Annotated in this window: 14 protein-coding genes and 2 tRNA genes; 4 read left to right on the plus strand and 12 right to left on the minus strand. The window is 58.1% G+C overall.

The annotated features are described in order from the left end of the window. The 4 genes from panB to acs form a co-directional block, all read left to right on the plus strand. Nucleotides 1–582: 3-methyl-2-oxobutanoate hydroxymethyltransferase (gene panB, locus A3730_RS04735; RefSeq protein ID WP_063537606.1), on the plus strand; the 582-nt coding region annotated here is incomplete at its 5' end. A gap of 179 nt (nt 583–761) precedes the next feature. After that, nucleotides 762–1,619 carry a pantoate--beta-alanine ligase gene (gene panC, locus A3730_RS04740; protein ID WP_063520251.1) on the plus strand — a complete coding sequence of 286 codons (858 nt, stop codon included), beginning with the start codon at nt 762–764 and terminating at the stop codon, nt 1,617–1,619. A gap of 89 nt (nt 1,620–1,708) precedes the next feature. Beyond that, nucleotides 1,709–2,089: an aspartate 1-decarboxylase gene (panD, locus tag A3730_RS04745; protein WP_007151139.1), complete on the plus strand. Its 381-nt coding sequence runs from the start codon at nt 1,709–1,711 to the stop codon at nt 2,087–2,089. Between the two features lie 256 nt (nt 2,090–2,345). Beyond that, nucleotides 2,346–4,283 (plus strand): acetate--CoA ligase, encoded by a 1,938-nt coding sequence (gene acs, locus A3730_RS04750; RefSeq protein ID WP_063537608.1) that lies wholly within the window; start codon nt 2,346–2,348, stop codon nt 4,281–4,283. A gap of 214 nt (nt 4,284–4,497) precedes the next feature. Here the strand turns inward: acs and pnp are convergent, their stop codons facing one another. The 12 genes from pnp to glmM all read right to left on the minus strand — a co-directional run. Further along, nucleotides 4,498–6,591: a polyribonucleotide nucleotidyltransferase gene (pnp, locus tag A3730_RS04755; RefSeq protein ID WP_063519234.1), complete on the minus strand. Its 2,094-nt coding sequence runs from the start codon at nt 6,589–6,591 to the stop codon at nt 4,498–4,500. 256 nt (nt 6,592–6,847) lie between these two features. Then, entirely contained in the window at nt 6,848–7,117 is a 270-nt protein-coding gene (rpsO, locus tag A3730_RS04760; protein WP_063519235.1) for a 30S ribosomal protein S15, read from the minus strand. 81 nt (nt 7,118–7,198) lie between these two features. After that, nucleotides 7,199–8,125 (minus strand): tRNA pseudouridine(55) synthase TruB, encoded by a 927-nt coding sequence (truB, locus tag A3730_RS04765; RefSeq protein WP_063537610.1) that lies wholly within the window; start codon nt 8,123–8,125, stop codon nt 7,199–7,201. 14 nt (nt 8,126–8,139) lie between these two features. Beyond that, entirely contained in the window at nt 8,140–8,553 is a 414-nt protein-coding gene (gene rbfA, locus A3730_RS04770) for a 30S ribosome-binding factor RbfA (protein ID WP_007151594.1), read from the minus strand. Nucleotides 8,554–8,574: 21 nt separating this feature from the next. After that, nucleotides 8,575–11,277 (minus strand): translation initiation factor IF-2, encoded by a 2,703-nt coding sequence (infB, locus tag A3730_RS04775; RefSeq protein WP_063519004.1) that lies wholly within the window; start codon nt 11,275–11,277, stop codon nt 8,575–8,577. A 62-nt stretch (nt 11,278–11,339) separates the two neighbouring features. After that, entirely contained in the window at nt 11,340–12,848 is a 1,509-nt protein-coding gene (gene nusA / locus A3730_RS04780) for a transcription termination factor NusA (RefSeq protein WP_063537612.1), read from the minus strand. A 40-nt stretch (nt 12,849–12,888) separates the two neighbouring features. Next, a complete protein-coding gene (gene rimP / locus A3730_RS04785) occupies nt 12,889–13,344 on the minus strand; it encodes a ribosome maturation factor RimP (RefSeq protein WP_007149481.1) in 456 nt (151 codons plus the stop codon). 189 nt (nt 13,345–13,533) lie between these two features. Next, a tRNA-Met gene (locus A3730_RS04790) sits at nt 13,534–13,610 on the minus strand. Nucleotides 13,611–13,819: 209 nt separating this feature from the next. Next, nucleotides 13,820–13,905, minus strand: a tRNA-Leu gene (locus A3730_RS04795). Nucleotides 13,906–13,918: 13 nt separating this feature from the next. Next, nucleotides 13,919–14,362 (minus strand): preprotein translocase subunit SecG, encoded by a 444-nt coding sequence (gene secG, locus A3730_RS04800; protein ID WP_063537401.1) that lies wholly within the window; start codon nt 14,360–14,362, stop codon nt 13,919–13,921. Nucleotides 14,363–14,373: 11 nt separating this feature from the next. Continuing rightward, nucleotides 14,374–15,117 (minus strand): triose-phosphate isomerase, encoded by a 744-nt coding sequence (gene tpiA / locus A3730_RS04805; protein ID WP_063520396.1) that lies wholly within the window; start codon nt 15,115–15,117, stop codon nt 14,374–14,376. A gap of 54 nt (nt 15,118–15,171) precedes the next feature. Then, nucleotides 15,172–16,073: phosphoglucosamine mutase (gene glmM, locus A3730_RS04810; protein WP_063537614.1), on the minus strand; the 902-nt coding region annotated here is incomplete at its 5' end.

Below are 16,073 nucleotides of genomic sequence, written 5' to 3' on the forward strand. Positions count from 1 at the left end.
TGCGTGGTCCGCGGCAACCAGGGCAGCCTGGTCATTGCTGATGTTCCCTTTATGGGCGCCGCCACCCTGGAACGTACCCTGGAAGCCGCCACTGCCCTGATGCAGGCCGGCGCCAACATGGTGAAACTGGAAGGCAGCGCCTGGCTGGCCGACGCCATTGAGATCCTGAATCGCAACGGCATTCCTGTCTGCGCCCACCTGGGCCTGACCCCGCAAGCGGTGAACTCGCTGGGCGGCTACCGGGTGCAGGGCAAAGATGACGACGGCGCCGCCGAGCTGCTCGACGCCGCCAAAATACTGGATCAGGCCGGCGCAGCCCTGTTCGTACTGGAGTGCGTACCGCGCGCACTCAGCGCGGAGATTAGCCGCCAGGTCGCCGCCCCGGTGATCGGCATCGGCGCTGCGCCGGAATGCGACGGCCAGGTACTGGTGATGCACGACATGCTCGGCATCAGCCCCGGCAAACCGGCCCGTTTCGTGCGCGATTTCATGGCGGACACCGGCGATATGCGCGCCGCTTTCAAGGCCTATGACGCCGCCGTGAAAGACGGCAGCTTCCCGGCCGACGAGCACTGTTTTTGAAAAACCGCAGCAAGCAACACGCTTCACGCCACAACGCGGCGTAGCGGACTTTGAAGCTGCAATGTCGGGGCCGCGCCATAGCTCAAGCGCGGCCCCAACCCTGCAGAATAACGCAACAACCCAAGTGTCGCGTTGCTGCCTGTTGCGTGTAGCGTGCGGCGTCTCTTGCGAGGATTTCCATGCAAACCGTTCACTCCGTCGCCCAGGTCCGTGAATATGTCCGCGGGTGGCACAACAAAGGCCAGACCGTGGGCTTTGTCCCCACCATGGGTAACCTGCACGACGGCCATATCAGCCTGATTCGCGAGGCGCGCGCCCGCTGCGACGTGGTGGTGGTATCGATCTTTGTGAACCCCACCCAGTTCGGCCCCAACGAAGACTTCGACCGCTACCCACGCACCCTGGACGCCGATGCCGCCGCCCTGGTCGAGGCCGCCACCGACCTGCTGTTTGCGCCATCCGTCGAGGAAATGTACCCGCTCGGCCAGAACCAGACCTGGGTGGACGTGGACCAGCTGGGCGACTACCTGTGTGGCGCCAGCCGCGAAGGGCACTTCCGGGGCGTCACCACCGTGGTCTCCAAGCTACTGAACATCGTGCAACCGGACGTGGCCGTATTCGGTGAAAAGGACTTCCAGCAGCTGGCCATTCTGCGCCGCATGTGTGAAGAGCTACTGTTCCCGGTGAAGATCGTCGGTGCCGCCACCAGCCGCGAAACGGATGGTCTGGCGCGCAGCTCGCGAAACGGCTTTTTGAGCGACAGTGAGCGCACACTCGCCCCACAGCTCTATGCACACCTGCAACAGCTGAAAACCGACATCGACGCCGGCGAGCGGGACTACCGGGCACTGGAAAGCCGCATCAGTCAATCGCTCGATACTGCCGGGTTCAGCGTAGACTATCTGACCATCGTCAGCGCCAAAACCCTGGCGCCGGCGGGCCCGCAAGACACTGACCTGGTGGCCGCCGTCGCCGCGAAACTAGGGTCAACGCGATTGATCGACAATATATCTCTGGCCGTTGTGCGTGACCGGTGATTCATGCATACTTCCGGCCCCTTGAAGTGCCTGCATGCCCACCATACGGCGTTTACAGCAGGTTTCGGGTCGCTTGAGAGGTAACCAACATGCAGTGCACCATGCTGAAAGCAAAACTCCATCAGGCTCGTGTCACCCACGCGGAGCTCGAGTACGAAGGCTCCTGCGCCATTGATGGCGATTTGATGGACATGGCGGGTATCCTGGAATACGAACAGATCCAGATCTACAACATCGACAACGGTGAGCGTTTCGAAACCTACGCAATCCGTGGCGAAGCGGGCTCCAAAATCATCTCCGTCAACGGTGCCGCCGCTCACAAGGCCCAGCCCGGTGACCGCGTGATCATTTGCGCTTACGCCAGTTACTCCAGCGCGGAGCTGATCAACTTCAAGCCAAGCCTGATTTACATGGCCGAAGGCAATGAAGTGAAAGGCACCAGCGATGCCATTCCGGTTCAGGTTGCCTGATCCCGAATTGGCTCTGAATTTTTGATAAAACGCCGGCCCTGCCGGCGTTTTTTTTGCCTGCCGCTTTTTACTGCTTTCCCTGTATACATTGCCTCTTTTGTCCGCTTGGGCATTGGTCATTAAGCAACGCTTTGTTTACTCTTGGAACACAACGTCTACCCTCACAACACCCTATAAGACCATGGTGGAATACCCCCGGGCAGGCGTAGCCATAATAATGATGGAAACTGGCAGGCAGTATCCCAAGGAGGCCCTAATGTCCCAAGTACATACTCACCCTGTTCCCGCCGAGTATAAAAAACAGACCCTGATGGACCGCGACACCTACGACCGCTGGTACGCCCAATCCATCAACGACCCGGACACCTTCTGGGCCGAGCGCGCCGAACAGCTTCTGGACTGGAAGACCCCCTGGGACACCGTCAGCGAATGGGACTTCAGTGAAGGCCGGGCGGCCTGGTTCAAGGGCGCCACCCTGAATGCCTGCTACAACTGCGTCGATCGCCACCTGCCTGAGCGCGCCAATCAAACCGCGATCATCTGGGAAGGCGACGAACCCGATCAGGACAAGCACATCAGTTATCAACAGCTGTTCGAGGAAGTGAGCAAATTCGCTAACGTGCTCAAGAACCGGGGCGTGAAAAAAGGCGACCGCGTCGTTATCTACATGCCCATGATTCCCGAAGCGGCCTACGCCATGCTGGCCTGCGCCCGTATCGGCGCCATTCATTCTGTGGTGTTTGGCGGCTTCTCTCCGGAAGCCCTGAAAGACCGTATCCTCAACGCCGAAGCCTGCGCACTGATTACCGCCGACGAAGGGGTACGCGGTGGCAAGGCGATTCCGCTGAAAGTGAATGCGGACAAGGCGCTGGACGGCGTCGACTGCGTGCATACCTGCCTGACCGTGAAACGCACCGGTGGTGACGTGGCCTGGCAAACGCCCCGCGATGTCTGGTACCACGAGGCCATGGCCGACGCCTCCACCGATTGCGAACCGGAGTGGGTCGAGGCTGAGGACCCGCTGTTCACCCTGTACACTTCCGGCTCCACCGGCAAACCCAAAGGGGTGGTGCACACCACCGCCGGCTACCTGCTCAACAGCGCCCTGACCCACAAATACGTGTTCGACTATCAGGACGGCGACATCTACTGGTGCACCGCCGATGTGGGCTGGATCACCGGGCACAGCTACATCGTCTACGGCCCACTGGCCAACGGCGCCACCACCCTGATGTTCGAAGGCGTACCCACCTATCCCGATGCCTCCCGTTGCTGGCAGGTGGTGGACAAACACAAAGTCAATATTTTCTACACTGCCCCCACCGCCATTCGCGCCCTGATGGGGCTGGGGGACGCCCCTGTGGAGCAGACCTCCCGCGCCAGCCTGAAGCTGCTGGGCACAGTGGGCGAACCCATCAACCCGGAAGCCTGGGAGTGGTACTACAAGATAGTCGGTAATTCCCGCTGCCCGATTGTGGACACCTGGTGGCAGACCGAAACCGGCGCCATCATGATTGCGCCCCTGCCCGGCGCTGTGGACCTGAAAGCCGGCTCGGCCACCCTGCCCATGTTCGGTGTGCAGCCCGGGCTGATGGACCCGGACGGCAAAGAACTGGACGGCGCGGCCTCCGGTAACCTGGTTATCAAGGCCAGCTGGCCCAGCCAGATCCGGACAGTCTATGGCGATCACCAGCGCCTGATCGACACCTATTTCAGCGCCTACAAGGACTGCTATTTCACCGGTGATGGCGCTCGCCGTGATGAAGATGGCTACTACTGGATCACCGGCCGGGTGGACGACGTGCTCAACGTGTCTGGCCACCGCCTGGGCACTGCCGAAATTGAATCAGCCCTGGTGCTGCACCCCAGCATCTCCGAAGCCGCCGTGGTCGGCTACCAACATGACGTCAAAGGCCAGGGCATCTATGCCTATGTGTCACTGATGGCCGGCAAGGAAAGCAGCGAAGAACTGGTTCAGGTCCTGCGGGACCTGGTCACCCAGGAAATCGGCCCCATCGCCAAGCCCGACCTGATCCACTTTGCCCCGGGCCTGCCGAAAACCCGCTCCGGCAAGATCATGCGTCGCATCCTGCGCAAGATCGCCGCCGATGAACTGGACAGCCTGGGCGATACTTCCACCCTGGCCGACCCCGGCGTGGTGGACCAGCTTATCGAGACCCGCCAGAATAAATAAGCCACAACAGCAACAAGAAACGGCGCAGCGGGCTAATCACCCCCTGCGCCGTTTTCATTTGCCCCGCCGCTACACTGCACTCATTGGCCTGACGCCAGCCGCCTTTTACGGCCAGGCCATTACTGTTTGCAAAACTGGCCGTCGTTCCCGCCTTTCCCGCGCATAAAAAAAGGGCCGGCAAATGCCGACCCTTCTTTACAAGCAAAAAGAGAAATTAATCTTCTTTGGCTTCCTTCATGGACAGCTTGATGCGACCACGCTGATCCACATCAAGGACTTTCACCTTGATGATCTCGCCTTCGTTCACGTAGTCAGTCACTTTTTCTACGCGCTCTTCAGCAATTTGGGAGATGTGCAGCAGGCCTTCAGTGCCAGGCATGATCGCCACAAACGCACCGAAATCGACAACACGGGTCACCTTGCCTTCGTAGATCACGCCCACTTCAGCTTCAGCAGTGATTTCTTCCACACGACGCACGGCTTCATCCGCTTTTTCACGGGTTTCACCGTAGATTTTCACGCTACCGTCGTCTTCGATATCGATGGTACAACCGGTTTCGTCGGTCAGCGCACGAATGGTCGCACCACCTTTACCGATCACATCACGAATCTTGTCCGGGTTGATCTTCAGGGTCAGCAGGGTCGGCGCGTTGTCAGACACCTGGGAGCGAGACTCGGAGATCGCCTTGTTCATTTCACCCAGAATATGCAGACGGCCGGCATTCGCCTGGTTCAGCGCCTTCTCCATGATCTCTTCGGTGATACCTTCGATCTTGATATCCATCTGCAGGGCCGTAACGCCACGGGCCGTACCCGCCACCTTGAAGTCCATGTCGCCGAGGTGATCTTCGTCACCGAGGATATCGGACAGGACTGCATAGCGACCGTCTTCTTCCTTCACCAGCCCCATGGCAATACCCGCCACCGGCGCGGTCAGCGGGACACCCGCATCCATCAGCGCCATGGAAGTACCGCACACGGACGCCATGGAGGACGAACCGTTGGATTCGGTAATCTCGGAAACCACACGAACGGTGTACGGGAAGTCCTGCACGCTCGGCACAACGGCTTCCACACCACGACGCGCCAGACGGCCGTGGCCGATTTCACGACGTTTCGGAGAGCCGATAAAGCCGGTCTCGCCCACACAGTACGGAGGGAAGTTGTACTGCAGCATGAAGTGATCCTGGCGGGACCCTTCCAGCGCATCGATGAACTGGGCATCGCGCATGCCACCCAGAGTGGCCGTCACGATGGCCTGGGTTTCACCACGGGTGAACAACGCAGAACCGTGCGTTTTGGCCAGGGTGCCCACCTGACAATCGATTGCACGGACAGCGTCCAGAGCTCGGCCATCGATACGCGGCTTGCCGGATACCACGGCTTCACGCACTACGCTCTTTTCGATCTTGCCGAACAGCTCTTTCACTTCGCCGGCTTCCGGAGCACCTTCTTCGCCGGTGGCAAATTCAGCCACACAGGCTTCGCGCAGCTCGCCAACCTTGGCGTAACGGGCCATCTTCTCGGTGATGGTGTAAGCCTCGCCCAGCGCCGCGGCGAATTTGTCTTTGATGGCGGCCTTCAGGGTTTCGTTCTGCTCAGCCGGTTTCCAGTCCCAGGTCTCGGTGCCCACTTCGGCAGCGAATTCCTTGATGCCCTGGATCAGCGGCTGCATCTCCATGTGACCGAACAATACCGCACCCAGCATCTGGTCTTCAGACAGCTCCTGCGCTTCCGATTCCACCATCAGTACCGCAGGCTCGGTGCCAGCCACAACCAGATCCAGCGCAGACTCGGCCAGTTCGGTGTAGCTCGGGTTCAGGATGTACATGCCATCCTTGTAACCCACACGGGCGGCGCCGATGGGGCCATTGAACGGAATCCCGGAAATGGACAGGGCAGCGGAGGTACCGATCAGGGCAGCGATATCCGGGTCACGGTTCTTGTCCGAAGACATCACGGTGGCCACAACCTGCACTTCATTCATGAAGCCATTGGGGAACAGCGGGCGAATCGGGCGATCGATCAGGCGGCAGGTCAGCGTTTCTTTTTCGCTGGGGCGGCCTTCACGCTTCAGAAAACCACCGGGAATACGGCCGGTTGCGTAGGTCTTTTCCTGATAGTTAACGGTCAGGGGAAAGAAGTTCTGCCCTGGATTGGCTTCTTTTTTGCCCACCACGGTGACCAGCACTTCGGTGTCACCGATACGGACCATGACAGCGGCAGTTGCCTGGCGGGCGATCTGGCCGGTTTCCAGGGTGACGGTGTCACGGCCAAACTGAATTTGCTTGGTGATTTTATTAAACATATCTCGTCTCTTCTCTCTTCTTCACAACAGTCTTCGAGGCCCATGCCTCTAATAAACAATCTTCTTCCGCTCGCGCATCATAACCAGAAACGCATCACGCATCACGCCTCGCGCGCCTCAGGCTCCGAAACACCACAGCCTCAGGCCCATACCAACACCCCGTCTTGTCTGAGGCGAGGAATTTATTGCTTGCCCCAAAACAACAGAAGCCCGGCAAATGCCGAGCTTCTGTTGTGGTTACCCAATCTACGGCCTGTTAGCGACGCAGACCCAGCTTTTCGATCAGCTGGAGGTAACGGGTGCGGTCTTTCTTGGCCAGGTAGTCCAGCAGCTTACGACGCTGGTTTACCATGCGGATCAGACCACGACGGCTGTGGTGATCCTTCTTGTGGCCTTTGAAGTGATCCTGCAGGCCGTTGATGTTGGCACTCAGCAGAGCCACCTGAACTTCCGGGGAACCGGTGTCGTTCTCTTTGCGGCCATGCTCTTTCAGGATCTCAGCTTTCTGTTCAGCGGTTAACGCCATGTTGCTTCTCCAATATGCTCAATTAAGGTCACGGCCAGCCATGCATATTTATAGCTGCCGTCATTAATCAGGCCAGTCCCCTCAGGAGGCTCCGCCTGCGATCAGACGACGAGGGGCAATCCGCCCGTCTTCCAATACTTCTCCGACACCCAGAAATTCACCACTGGATGCCTGATAAACGCTGACCCAGCCGTCCAGAGGACGGTCTGAGGCCATCACTGGCTGACCCTGCTGCAGGTAATACGCCGCATTGTCACCCAGTTCAACGCGCGGCCAGTCTGCCACGCTGGTAGATAAAGGCAAGAGCAGTTCGTCGATTGCCTCGAACCCGCCGGTTTCCTTGATCTTGCCCAGCTGCTCCAGAGTCAGCATGCGCTCCGCGGGATAAGGCCCCGCCGACAGGCGGTGCAGCGCCGTTACATGGCCACCGCAACCCAGCAGCGCGCCGGTATCTTCCACCAGAGAGCGCACATAAGTGCCTTTGGAGCAATCCACCTCGAATTCCACCTCATCACCATCGATGCGCAAAATTCGCAGGTCGTAAATGGTCACCGGGCGCGGCTTGCGCTCCACGGTCTTGCCCTCGCGGGCCAGCTTGTACAGCGGCACCCCCTCGTGCTTGATGGCCGAATACATGCTGGGGATCTGTTCGATGTCGCCCTTGAACGACAATAAGGCCGTCTCGATCTGGGCGGACGACGCGTTCACCTCGGTGGTTTCCACCACATCGCCGTCGGCGTCACCGGTTTCCGTGGTCACACCCAGCTTGGCGGTGACCCGGTAACTCTTGTCGGATTCCAGCAAAAACTGGCTGAACTTGGTGGCTTCACCAAAACAAATCGGCAACATGCCGGTGGCCAGCGGATCCAGACTACCGGTATGCCCCGCCTTGGCAGCGGCAAACATTTTCTTGGCCATCTGCAGCGCGCCATTACTGCTCACGCCAGACGATTTATCCAATAACAGGATGCCGTTGAGATCACGGCCTCTGGGACGACGCTTTGCCACCTGACAGCTCCGAGTTACTCGTTGTTTCCGGTTTCGTCGTCTTCCGGACGCAACTCCCGGTCTTCGGCACGGGCATCATCAATCAACTGAGACAGATGTGCCGCCCGCTCCGGGGTCATGTCGTAATGGAAACGCAATTTGGGCGTGGTGCGGGTATTGAGGCTCTTCGCCAGGCTGCTGCGCAGGAAGCCGCTGGCCTTGACCAGCGCTTCTTCGGCTTCCACGCCGGCTTCTTCACCCTGTCCCAGCAAGGTGAAATACACCTCGGCATAGGACAGATCGCGGGAAACCGTGACATCCTGAATCGTCGCCAGATTGACCCGCGGGTCTTTCATTTCAAACTGCAGCAACCGGGACAGTTCACGCTGAATCTGGTCAGCGATACGGTCGGTGCGGTTAAAGCCCTGGGGGCGGCGATGACGGCTCATAGCAGGGTTCGGGCACACTCCTTACAGGAAGCGCGCCACCTCCTTCACTTCGAAGACTTCGATCTTGTCGCCTTCCTTCACGTCGTTGTAGCTCTTCACCGCGATGCCACACTCCATGCCGTTACGCACTTCAGGCACATCGTCCTTGAAGCGACGCAGGGATTCCAGCTCGCCTTCGAAGACCACCACATCGTCGCGCAGAACGCGGATCGGACGGTTCCGGTACAGCGTACCTTCCACCACCATACAACCAGCAACCGCACCGAACTTGGAAGAACGGAACACGTCGCGCACCTGGGCCACGCCAAGGATCTCTTCGCGTTTTTCCGGCGCCAGCAAACCACTCATGGCCTGCTTCACGTCATCAATCAGCTCATAGATCACGCTGTAGTAGCGCAGATCAATGCCTTCCTGCTCGCAGGTTTTCTTGGCCTTGGAATCTGCACGAACGTTAAAGCCCAGCAACACACCTTCACTGGTCATCGCCAGGTTGACGTCGGATTCGTTGATCGCACCCACGCCGCTGGAGACCAGATTCACCTTCACTTCATCAGTGCCCAGATCATTCAGGGCACTGGTCAGCGCTTCCAGTGAACCGCGCACATCGGTCTTCAACACGATGTTGACGGTTTTGGTTTCTGCGCTGCCCATATTTTCAAACAGGTTTTCCAGCTTGGATGCCTGTTGACGCTTGAGTTTGAGCTCACGGTCACGTTCCTGACGGAACTCGGCCACTTCCCGCGCCTTACGCTCGTCGGTCACAACCTGGATCTGCTCACCGGCTTCCGGTGCGCCATTCAGGCCCAACACTTCCAGCGGAATAGACGGGCCGGCTTTTTTGATCGGCTTGCCGTTCTCATCGATCATCGCCCGCACACGGCCAAAGTGGGCACCGGCCAGCAGCATGTCACCGATCTGCAGCTCGCCGCCCTGAACCAAAATGGAAGCAACGGTACCGCGACCTTTCTCGATACGGGATTCAATCACCACACCAGTGGCTGAACCAGACGCCTGAGCCTGAAGCTCCAGCAATTCAGATTGCAACAGAATGGCATCCAGCAGGTCATCGATGCCTTGGCCGGTATGGGCCGACACATTGATGAACTGGTATTCGCCACCCCACTCTTCCGGAATCACATCCTTGGTCGCCATCTCGTTACGCACGCGATCAGGATCCGCCTGCTCTTTATCGATCTTGTTGACCGCAATAATGATCGGCGCACCGGATGCTTTCGCGTGATTGATCGCTTCTTCGGTTTGCGGCATCAGGCCGTCATCGGCCGCCACCACAATCACCACGATATCCGTGGCTTTGGCACCACGGGCACGCATGGCGGTAAAGGCCGCGTGGCCAGGAGTATCGAGGAAGGTAATCATGCCCTTCTCGTGCTCAACGTGGTACGCACCAATGTGCTGGGTAATACCGCCGGCTTCACCGCTTGCCACCTTGGCTTTACGGATATAGTCCAGCAGGGAAGTCTTACCGTGGTCCACGTGGCCCATAATGGTAACAACAGGCGCACGGTGCTCGGAATCCACGCCTTCACGGGTAACCAGATCCGCGGCCAGATGATCTTCAAGCAGCTCTTCCTGCCCTTTGCTGGCAATGGGCTTGTGCCCCATCTCTTCCACCAACAGGAAGGCGGTTTCCTGATCGATCGGCTGATTGACAGTGACCATCTCGCCCATCTTCATCAGGGACTTGATCAACGACTTGGCCTTGACGTTCATACGCTGGGCCAGGTCGGTCACAGTAATAGTATCTGGAACTTCGACTTCGTAGATTTTCTTCTCCGTCGGCGTTTTAAAGCCATGCTGCTTGTTCATGGAGCTCTTCATCTTGCCGTGCACAACGCCCGCAACCTTGGGTTTGCGACGACGACGGCGAGACTGGCGCTCTTCACGCTGGTAGCTGGCTTCCTGGGCAGCATTAACGATGGACGAACCTTTGTCCTTTTCGTCTTCCGCAGCAGGCTTCTTCTCTTCCTGCTCGCCACGCTGTTCCAGTTCAGCTGCAATGCGGGCCGCTTCTTCAGCGGTGCGGCGAGCCGCTTCTTCTTCCGCTTTCTTGCGGGCTTCCGCTTCCTGCTTGCGCTTGGCTTCATCAGCTTCACGCTGCTTGCGCTCGGCTTCTTCGCGCTTGGCTTTTTCTTCCGGCGTTTCTTCCTTGGCCGGTTTCTTGGTTGCAGAAACCTTGGGCACAGAAACGCGTTTGCTCTTTTCTTCCGCCGCTTTTTCGCCGGCAGCTTTGCGTTCCTGCTCAGCCTTGGCGCGTGCTTCGTCTTCCTTCAACCGTGCCGCTTCATCATCCGCAGCACGTTTGGCGGCTTCTTCTGCCGCGCGTTTCTCTTCTTCCGCAGCACGTGCAGCTTCTTCAGCCGCCAGGCGTTCTGCTTCTTCACGCTCTTCCGCTTCCAGTACATCACGTTTCACGTAGGTGCGTTTCTTGCGCACCTCCACGTTCACGGTCTTGGACTTGCCGGCAGCGCCGGTGGTCTTGATGGTGCTGGTGGATTTACGCTTCAGCGTAATTTTCTTTCCACTGCTTTCGTCCTGGGCACCATGAGACTTGCGCAGATGCGCCAGTAGCTGCTGCTTCTGTTCATCGGAGACCACTTCGCTGGCATCGCCATGGGGCAACCCTGCGTCTTTCATCTGCGTGAGCAGCTTCTCGACGGGCGTCCCTACGATGTCGGCCAGTTTCTTTACGGTCGTTTCTGCCATGTCAGCAACACTCTCCTGTCCGTCTCTGATGGTGCCTGCTTGATCAGCCTGAAAAGGGGCGGTTATGCCCCGGCTTCGTCTTCGCCTTCAAACCAGGGAGCCCGTGCAGTCATGATCAACTCGGCTGCACGTTCTTCGCTCAGGCCTTCAATTTCCAGCAGGTCATCCACCGCCTGTTCGGCGAGGTCTTCCATCGTGACAATGCCACGGGAAGCCAATTCAACGGCCAACTCACGGTCCATACCTTCCATGTTCAGAAGGTCTTCCGCAGGCTCGGCCTGTTCAAACTTCTCTTCAGACACCAGGGCCTTGGTCAACAGCGCGTCTTTGGCGCGCTGGCGCAACAGCTCCACGATCTCTTCATCAAAACCATCAATTGCCAGCATCTCTTCCTCAGGCACATAGGCCACTTCTTCGAGGGTAGAGAAACCTTCATCAACCAGTACACCGGCCACATCTTCGTCAACGTCCAACTCATTGATGAACGTCTGCAAGGCCTGTTCCGCTTCTTCTTCCTGTTTGGTCTCAGCGTCATCAATAGTCATGACGTTGAGTTCCCAGCCGGTCAGCTCGGAGGCCAGGCGAATGTTCTGCCCGCTGCGGCCGATAGCCTGGGCCAGTGCGGATTCGTCTTCCACGGCGATATCCATGGAATGGCTTTCTTCATCCATCACGATGGAAGCCACTTCCGCCGGCTGCATGGCATTGATCACCAGCTGCGCCGGGTTGTCGTCCCACAGGACGATATCGATACGCTCGCCGGCCAACTCATTGGACACCGCCTGGACACGCGCGCCGCGCATACCCACACAGGCACCCACTGGATCAATGCGTTGATCATTGGTTTTCACGGCAATCTTGGCGCGGGACCCCGGATCACGGGCAGCACCCTTGATCTCGATCAGCTCTTCACCGATCTCCGGCACTTCGATCTTGAACAATTCGATCAGCATGTCCGGGCAAGCGCGGCTGGCGAACAGCTGCGGCCCCCGGTTTTCCTCATTTACACCCAACAGGTAGGCGCGGATGCGGTCGTTCTGACGAACCGCTTCACGGGGAATCATGTGCTCGCGGGTAATCAGCGCTTCAGCATTGCCACCGAGATCCAGAATAATGGAATCCCGGGTCGCTTTTTTCACCGTGCCGCTAACCAGGTCGCCAATGCGATCACGATATTCTTCAACAATCTGACGGCGCTCGGCTTCACGTACCTTTTGTACGATAACCTGCTTGGCAGTCTGTGCAGCGATACGGCCAAAGGCTTCGGATTCAACTTCCTCTTCCCAGGTATCACCGATCTGCAGCGACGCATCCTGCTCGTGCGCTTCATCCAGTGTCAGCTGCTTGCCAAACTCGTAGAGCTCCTCGTCTGGCACCACGTGCCATACACGGAAACTCCTGGCATTGCCGGACACCCGGTCAATCTCCACACGAATTTCTACGTCTTCTTGCTTGAAACGTTTCTTGGTGGCCGCCGCGAGTGCCAGCTCAATGGCCTCGAAGATTACGTCTCGGCTTACACCTTTCTCGTTTGATACGGTTTCCGCTACCAGCAGGATCTCTTTGTTCATGGCCAGGCCTTTACAAAGACTAAAGTTCTTCAGGGCGTACTCAGTCGAAGCGGGGCTGCAACCGGGCACGATCTACCTGACTGTAAGGAACACGCAAGGTTTCGCCATCCAGCTCCACCACCAGCGTATCGCCATCCACGGCCACAATGGCCGCCGTCATTTTGCGCTTGCCGCTTACCGGTGCCAGCAACTTGAGCTGCACATCTTCACCGATGTAATCGACATACTGCGCAATTTCGAACATGGGCCGATCCATGCCCGGTGAAGACACCTCAAGGTTATATTCACCGGAAATCGGATCTTCCACATCCAGCACGCCGCTGACTTCGTGACTCACGGCCGCGCAATTATCTACCGAGATACCGTCTGCATGGTCAATAAATACACGCAGAACAGCCCCGCGCCCCTGGATGTATTCAACACCCCAGAGCACGAAGCCCAGATCTTCCACTACCGGAGCGAGCAGCTCCGTTAATTGTTCCGTGCGTTTTGACATAAAACTTTCCGACGGTACAAACAAAAAATGGGCCCGAGGATGTCACAGCGATTGCAGCTTTGCCGCACAACGACCGTGTATCCACCGCCCATTCCCACTAACCGGGTCGGTTTGCGGATAACAAAAAGCCCCTGCTAGAGGGGCTTTTTGTCCGCTTTGAACCAGAGATGTTTTTCTGGTTCCTCTAAGTGGTAGCGGGGGCAGGATTTGAACCTACGACCTTCGGGTTATGAGCCCGACGAGCTACCAGACTGCTCCACCCCGCATCAAAATCGAGCGCAAATAATACTTAGAGGCACTCACTCTGTCAAGGCATTATCGAAAAAGTATTTATTTTTCGAAGCCTTAGCATCGGGAAAAGCCACATAACCCGATACTGATCAACCCGTGGGTCGATTCTGAAGAAAGCCGGTCAATCCACCGATTTCCTTCATACGTTTCGCTGACAACACACACCAGCAAAACGTTCCCTAATTGGTGCCGAAGGCCGGACTTGAACCGGCACGAGCGAAGCTCACTACCCCCTCAAGATAGCGTGTCTACCAATTCCACCACTTCGGCAAAGAACGCTTACTTACTGCTCCGGCTGAGGCGCGTCAGCCGGGGCCGGGGATTCTACCTCAGCTTGAGGCACATCCGAAACTTCTTTTTGCCCTTCATTGGCTTCTGGCGCCACAGGCACTTCTGTCATGCCAGCGGGCACGTCGGATTGCTCCTCGTCAACGACGGGAACATCCTGATGCTCGACGGTTTCCAGTTCCGGCAGGAAGCTACGGGTGCTGTCCGCTTCCTGACGCGCCATCCAGGCCAACACCAGGCTGGTCACAAAGAAAACCGCCGCCAGCACCGCCGTGGCACGGGTCAGGAAGTTTGCCGAACCGGCGCTCCCGAATACCGTCTGCGAGCCACCGCCGCCAAAGGAAGCACCGGCATCCGCGCCTTTACCGTGCTGAATAAGCACCAGACCAATCAGCCCAAGGGCTGCCAGCACGTGCACTACATGAACAACAATATCCATAACGTCTCTAATTATTCCGCCGCCTGACAGATCGCAACAAAGCTGTCGGCTGTTAACGATGCCCCACCGATCAGACCCCCATCGATGTCTGACTGGGCAAATAGAAGGGCGGCATTATCCGCCTTTACGCTGCCGCCGTAAAGCAACCGCAGCGATTGAGCGATATCCGGGTCATTTTCTGCCAAAGACTGGCGCAAACAGGCATGCACGGCCTGAGCCTGTTCCGGGCTTGCCGTCTTGCCGGTACCAATGGCCCAGACCGGCTCATAGGCAACAACGGCCTTCGCAAACGCCGCAATGCCCACCGCATCGATCACCGCCTGCAGCTGCCCACAGACCACCGCCTCTGTATTGTCTGCCTCTCGCTCCGCCAGGGTTTCTCCCACACACAAGACGGGAATCAGGCCTGCCGCCTGCACCTGGGCGAACTTGTCAGCAATCTGCGCATCGCTTTCCGCGTACAAGGCACGGCGCTCGGAATGACCAATAATCACATAACCGCAACCCGTTTCCGCCAGCATTGAGGCCGATACTTCACCGGTGAAGGCGCCGTCTGCCTGATCACTGACATTCTGCGCCCCCAGGCCAATGGCCTCCGGCAACTGCTCGCGGGCAGAGACCAGATAGGGAAACGGCGGACATACGACCACATCCGCCGCACCCTGATAATCCGCCAGGGCCGCCGCCATGGACGCCACCAGAGATTGCCCGCCATTCATTTTCCAGTTGCCAGCAACCAGAGGGGTTCTTTTCATTGTTGGATTCCTTGGAGTCTTTTCTTGTGCCAACCAGCCCGACCGCTCTTGCGGTCAGGCAATGGCTTTTTCAACCACATCGGCCAGTTCACGACAGAGCGTCGCCACCTGATCGCCATCTTTACCTTCTATCATCACCCGCACCAATGGCTCCGTGCCGGAAGGCCGCAAAAGCACACGGCCATTGCCTGCCAACCGCTCCTCGACGCTGGCCATCGCCGCCTGCACGTCCGAATGCTCCATAAAACCATCGCGGTTGGGGCCACGCACATTGATCATCTGCTGGGGCAACATGACAACATCAGCCACGGCATCCGCCAAACTTTCACTCCGGCGGGACAAGGCTGCCAGCACCTGCAGGGCCGACACGGTGCCATCACCGGTGGAAGTGCAATCCAGGCACACCAGGTGCCCGGAAGATTCGCCACCAATACTCCAGCCACGCTTATCCAGCTGCTCCATGACGTAACGATCACCGACCTTGGCACGCACAAATTCAATACCTTCAGCCTTCAGTGCCAGCTCCAGCCCGAAATTGGACATGAGAGTGCCAACCACGCCTGCCATTTTTGCACCATTGTCCTTGCGGTCTCGAGCCACCACGAACAGCAGCTGGTCACCATCCACCAGATTGCCCGCATGATCCACCATCAGCAGCCGGTCTGCGTCACCATCCAGCGCCACCCCCAGATCCGCCTTTTCTTCCAGCACTCTGCGCTGCAGAGCCTCAGGGTGTGTGGAGCCGCAATCGCGATTGATATTGAAACCGTCGGGCTGGTTAGCCATTGGCACCACCGTTGCGCCCAGCTCTTCAAACACATCCGGCGCGATGTGGTAGGCCGCACCATTGGCCGTATCAACCACAATTTTCATGCCGCTGAGATCCAGCCCCGGCACAGTGCTTTTGCAAAACTCGATGTAGCGGCCACGGGCGTCATCAATGCGGCGCACCTTGC

The sequence above is a fragment of the Alcanivorax sp. HI0044 genome (assembly GCF_001634945.1).

Bases quoted from the DNA above. Each gene is read 5' to 3' on its own strand.
- infB (WP_063519004.1), bottom strand. From the start codon at position 11,277: ATGGCAGAAACGACCGTAAAGAAACTGGCCGACATCGTAGGGACGCCC.
- rpsO (WP_063519235.1), bottom strand. From the start codon at position 7,117: ATGGCGTTAACCGCTGAACAGAAAGCTGAGATCCTGAAAGAGCATGGC.
- acs (WP_063537608.1), top strand. From the start codon at position 2,346: ATGTCCCAAGTACATACTCACCCTGTTCCCGCCGAGTATAAAAAACAG.
- tpiA (WP_063520396.1), bottom strand. From the start codon at position 15,117: ATGAAAAGAACCCCTCTGGTTGCTGGCAACTGGAAAATGAATGGCGGG.
- rbfA (WP_007151594.1), bottom strand. From the start codon at position 8,553: ATGAGCCGTCATCGCCGCCCCCAGGGCTTTAACCGCACCGACCGTATC.
- nusA (WP_063537612.1), bottom strand. From the start codon at position 12,848: ATGAACAAAGAGATCCTGCTGGTAGCGGAAACCGTATCAAACGAGAAA.
- panC (WP_063520251.1), top strand. From the start codon at position 762: ATGCAAACCGTTCACTCCGTCGCCCAGGTCCGTGAATATGTCCGCGGG.
- panD (WP_007151139.1), top strand. From the start codon at position 1,709: ATGCAGTGCACCATGCTGAAAGCAAAACTCCATCAGGCTCGTGTCACC.
- secG (WP_063537401.1), bottom strand. From the start codon at position 14,362: ATGGATATTGTTGTTCATGTAGTGCACGTGCTGGCAGCCCTTGGGCTG.
- pnp (WP_063519234.1), bottom strand. From the start codon at position 6,591: ATGTTTAATAAAATCACCAAGCAAATTCAGTTTGGCCGTGACACCGTC.
- rimP (WP_007149481.1), bottom strand. From the start codon at position 13,344: ATGTCAAAACGCACGGAACAATTAACGGAGCTGCTCGCTCCGGTAGTG.